This window comes from Bellilinea sp. (genome assembly GCF_034432615.1).
Classification (GTDB): domain Bacteria; phylum Chloroflexota; class Anaerolineae; order Anaerolineales; family Anaerolineaceae; genus Bellilinea.
Genome location: NZ_DAOUBL010000076.1, coordinates 1 through 4,096 on the forward strand (window position 1 = coordinate 1; position 4,096 = coordinate 4,096).

A 4,096-nucleotide genomic window follows, 5' to 3' on the forward strand; every position below is an offset into this window, starting at 1 on the left:
GGTGATTCTTGACCCCACCAGCGGTGAAGTGCTGGCGCTGACCGGGGATGCCACCCCGGCCGGTGAGAGCGGGCAGCAAAGCCCGCACCCGCCCGGCAGCCTGCAAAACCCGTTTCTGGCGCTGGCCGGGTTTGCGCGCGGCCTTTCTCCGGCTTCTCTGGTTTGGGATATTCCCCTGGCAGATGAACAGGATACCGTTCCGCTGCCCGAAGAGCAGTACGATGGTCCGCTGCGCCTGCGCAGCGCGCTGGTCAACGATGACTGGGCCGCCCTGCGCGCCGTGTATGCGCAAATCGGGGCTGCCGCGCTGACCGCCACGGTTCACAATCTGGGCATCGAACAATACCGTTTACCAGCCCAGGAAGCCGGCGCCCTGAGCGACGGCGAACCGCTTTCACCGCTGGAACTGGCCCATGCTTACAGCGTTTTCGCCGCCAGCGGCAGCCTGAACGGCGTTGTCCGCGCTGAGGCTGAATTTCCGCAGCCGCGCTGGATACTGCGGGTGGAAGATTACCTCGCAAATCCGCTGCCCCTGCCGGAGCACACCGCCAGCCGGACGGTGGTCAGCAGTCAGCTGGCTTATCTGGTGCATCACGTCCTCAGCGATGATGCCGCCCGCTGGCGCACCCTGGGCTACCCCAACCCGCTGGAAATCGGGCGGCCGGCCGGCGCCAAAATTGGGCAGGCCGCCGGCGGACGATCCACCTGGGCAGCCGGTTACACCCCGCAGGCAGTGGCACTGGTATGGCTGGGCAGTGAGGAAGAAGCCGCCCCGCCGCCGGGGGCTTTTCCGGCAGCCGGCATCTGGCACGCGCTGATGCAGTACCTGCACCGCAATCAGCCGGTGCAAACCTGGCCGATGCCGCCGGGTGTGGTGCGCCTGGAAGTGTGCGATCCCTCCGGCTTGCTGCCGGGCGATGCCTGTCCCAGCCGGGTGAGCGAGGTCTTTCTGGAAAATAACCAACCAACCGGCGTAGATACGCTCTACCGCCGTTTTCAAATCAACCGCGAAACCGGCCGGCTGGCAACCGTCTTCACCCCGCCTGAACTGGTGGAAGAGAAAGTGTTTCTGGTGGTGCCGCCGCCGGCCCAGGCGTGGGCGCGCGCCGCCGGTTTGCCCCTGCCGCCTTCCGAATACGATCTGGTGCAGCAGCCGCCCGCCAACCCCAACGCTCAATTCAGCCAGCCGCGGCCCTTCAGTGTGGTTGGCGGGGTGGTGGAATTAACCGGCAGCGCCGCCGGCGCCGATTTCGCCGCTTACAGCATTCAGGTTGGGCAGGGCATCAATCCCACCGCATGGATCAGCATTCAGGAAAGCACCCGCCAGCCGGTTGAGAACGGGCGGCTTGCCGGGTGGGATACGCGCGGTCTGGAAGGGCTGTATGTGGTGCGCCTGCTGGTTGTGCGCAGCGATCAGCGGGTGGATACCAGCCTGCTGCAAGTCACGGTGGACAACACCCCGCCGCAGGTACGCATTCCCTACCCGCTGGATGGACAGGTATTCACCGGCCAATCCACCATCACCTTACAGGCCGAGGTGAGCGACAATGTGGGGCTGGCGCGGGTGGAGTGGCGGCTGGACGGGCGCAGCATCGGTGAAGCCGCGCTGCCGCCCTATGCGCTGGTGTGGGATGCCCGCCGCGGTGAACACCGGCTGGAAGTGATTGCCGTGGATCTGGCCGGCAATCAGAGCGTTTCCGATGCGGTGGTATTCCGGGTAAGGTAAAGGCGAGTTAACATAAGGTGAGTTTGGGATAAGATCAAAACCCGGCATGCGATGCCAATGCCCCCTCCTGCGCCTCCCCCAAAATCGCTGCGCGATTTTGGGGGAGGTGGGTGGGGGTGATTTTCGCCAGCACCGGTGAGTGCCGCTTTGCTCGGCGTGAGATTTCTTGTTTATGTCGCTGCGCACAGAATGACGTGCTTGTTTAATGTCCTTTTGAACGAGCGCAGCAAGGGTGGCAATCTCCTGAGGGGCTTTCTCCCGCGCCTGTGAGGGAGGGAAATCAACACCAGTGCAGGCAACTCACCACCAAGGTAAAGCAGCCTTCAGATCTAAATCTTACTGCCAGTTTGCTCAAAAAATGGTCTTAATCGCGCCGGTGAATGCGGATGTAGAGAAAAATACCCAGAAAGCCGATCACCAGCCCGCTGATGGAAGCCGCGTAAGCAAGAAAACTCAACCAGAAAGAAGTTTCCCAAATACGTAAAATCATCAGGAATGGGGCAGCGGCGCCGAAGAAAAGCAGCCCGGCGCCGATAGCCATCATACCTTTGGGTCCCATTCGTAACATCTTTTTTATCTAACCTCAGTTCGGGGTAAATCCCTTCCCCATCCGCTTGAGCAATTTCAGCCCCCACCTGCACCTCCCCTAAAATCGCCCCAGCGATTTTGGGGGAGGCGGGAGGGGGTAGCTACGTTACCAGTCAGGTTTTGCACTTCGGTCAAGTTCACATTATTTGTACAGCCAGCAGGCGGCGGTATGATCCGGCCCAACTTCAAATTCCGGCGGCACATTCACATCGCACTCACCGCGGATGATGTGCGGGCAGCGCGGATGAAAGCGGCAGCCAGCCGGCGGTTTGACCAGACTGGGCGGCTCGCCCGGCGGCACTTCCTTGAAGGTTTCGGCGTTGCGCGCGTCCGGGTCGGAGGTGGCTGCCAGCAGCGCATGGGTATAGGGATGCTTGGCATCCTGCAACAGGTGTTCCACCGGCGATTTTTCCACAATCTGCCCGGCGTACATCACAAAAATCCGCTCGGAGAAGTAGCGCACCGTCGAAAGGTCGTGGGTAATGTAGATCACGCCCAGATTGTGCGATTCCTGCAAACCGCGCAGCAGTTTGAGGATTTCCACCCGCACCGAAGCATCCAGCATGGAAACCGGCTCATCGGCAACCAGCAGCTTGGGTTCCAGAATCATCGCGCGGGCAATCACCACCCGCTGCTGCTGGCCGCCGCTGATCATATGCGGGAATTTTGGTAAAAACTCATCCACCGGCGTCATTTTGACCTCGGTAAGCGCCTTGTGGATGCGCTCCAGCCGTTCTTTTTTATCCTTGATGCCGGCCACAATCATTGGCTCTTCCAGAATGCGCTGAACATTCATAAAGGGGGGCAGTGCGCCGTAAGGGTCCTGCTGCACGTATCCCACCTGCCGGCGGTACCAGCGCAGCGTATTGGCATCCATCTGACTGATGCGGTACTTGCCCTGAAAGACCACATCGCCCTGGGTGGGGCGGTTGAGTCCCAGAATGGTTTTCATCAGGCTGGATTTGCCGCAGCCCGACTCACCCACCACGGCAACAGCCTCGCCCTGCTGCAGGTCAAAACTGACATCATCCACCGCTTTGACATAACCGGCGTGACCAAAACCAAAGCGGCGCAGCTCGAACCACACCCGCAGGTTTTGAATGGAAAGCAGCGGGGCATTTTCAACCGCTTCGTTGCCGGACAAGGCGTTTTGTTGTACTACTGCATCCTGAACGGTCATCCTTAACTCCTTGCCTCTTTTTCGTACAGCCAGCATTTGACCTGCCGCCCGTCCGGGTGTTGAAACATGGGCGGATCTTGATCGCACTTTTCAAAACGCAGCGGGCAGCGCGCCGCAAAACGGCAACCGGTGGGCGGATTGATCAGACTGGGCGGCTGACCGGTGATAAACTCCGGCTCCACCGTGCTGCGCAGTTTGGGCACGGATGCCATCAACTTCTGCGAGTAGGGATGCAGCGGCGCAGTGAAGAAGCGGTAAGCATCGCTCAACTCCACCATTTGCCCGGCATACATCACGCCCACCCGGTCAGCCAGTTCGCTGGAGGTGGCAATATCATGGGTGATGAGAATGAAGCTGGTGGCAATTTCCTTTTTGATGCGCTTGAGCAGGTTCATGATGTTGGCCTGGGTCAGCACATCCAGCGCCGAAGTTGGCTCATCCAGAATGACCAGATCCGGCGCAGTCACCAGCGCCATGGCAATCGCCGCGCGCTGGCGCATCCCGCCGCTCAATTCAAATGGGTAGCGGGTGAGGAAGTCCACCGGAACGCCTACACGCTGGAACATATTGGCGGCCTGCACCAGCGCTTCTTCTTTGCGCAC

Annotated in this window: 4 protein-coding genes; 1 reads left to right on the forward strand and 3 read right to left on the reverse strand. The window is 60.5% G+C overall.

Annotated features, from left to right (window positions below; genetic code table 11):
* Positions 1–1,726, forward strand: a 1,726-nt coding sequence (locus VAE48_RS03560) for an Ig-like domain-containing protein (RefSeq protein WP_322791942.1), incomplete at its 5' end; no start/stop codon positions are given.
* 364 nt (positions 1,727–2,090) lie between these two features.
* On the opposite strand, the gene VAE48_RS03565 is transcribed toward VAE48_RS03560, so the two are convergent.
* The 3 genes from VAE48_RS03565 to VAE48_RS03575 form a co-directional block, all read right to left on the reverse strand.
* A complete protein-coding gene (locus tag VAE48_RS03565) occupies positions 2,091–2,285 on the reverse strand; it encodes a hypothetical protein (protein ID WP_322791943.1) in 195 nt (64 codons plus the stop codon).
* A gap of 171 nt (positions 2,286–2,456) precedes the next feature.
* A complete protein-coding gene (locus VAE48_RS03570; RefSeq protein ID WP_322791944.1) occupies positions 2,457–3,494 on the reverse strand; it encodes an ABC transporter ATP-binding protein in 1,038 nt (345 codons plus the stop codon).
* Between the two features lie 2 nt (positions 3,495–3,496).
* Positions 3,497–4,096 (reverse strand): ABC transporter ATP-binding protein (locus VAE48_RS03575; protein WP_322791945.1); only part of this gene is annotated, 600 nt, incomplete at its 5' end.

What these genes read in the sequence shown, in the direction of transcription:
- VAE48_RS03565 (WP_322791943.1), bottom strand. Translation starts at nt 2,285, where the DNA reads ATGGGACCCAAAGGTATGATGGCTATCGGCGCCGGGCTGCTTTTCTTC.
- VAE48_RS03570 (WP_322791944.1), bottom strand. Translation starts at nt 3,494, where the DNA reads ATGACCGTTCAGGATGCAGTAGTACAACAAAACGCCTTGTCCGGCAAC.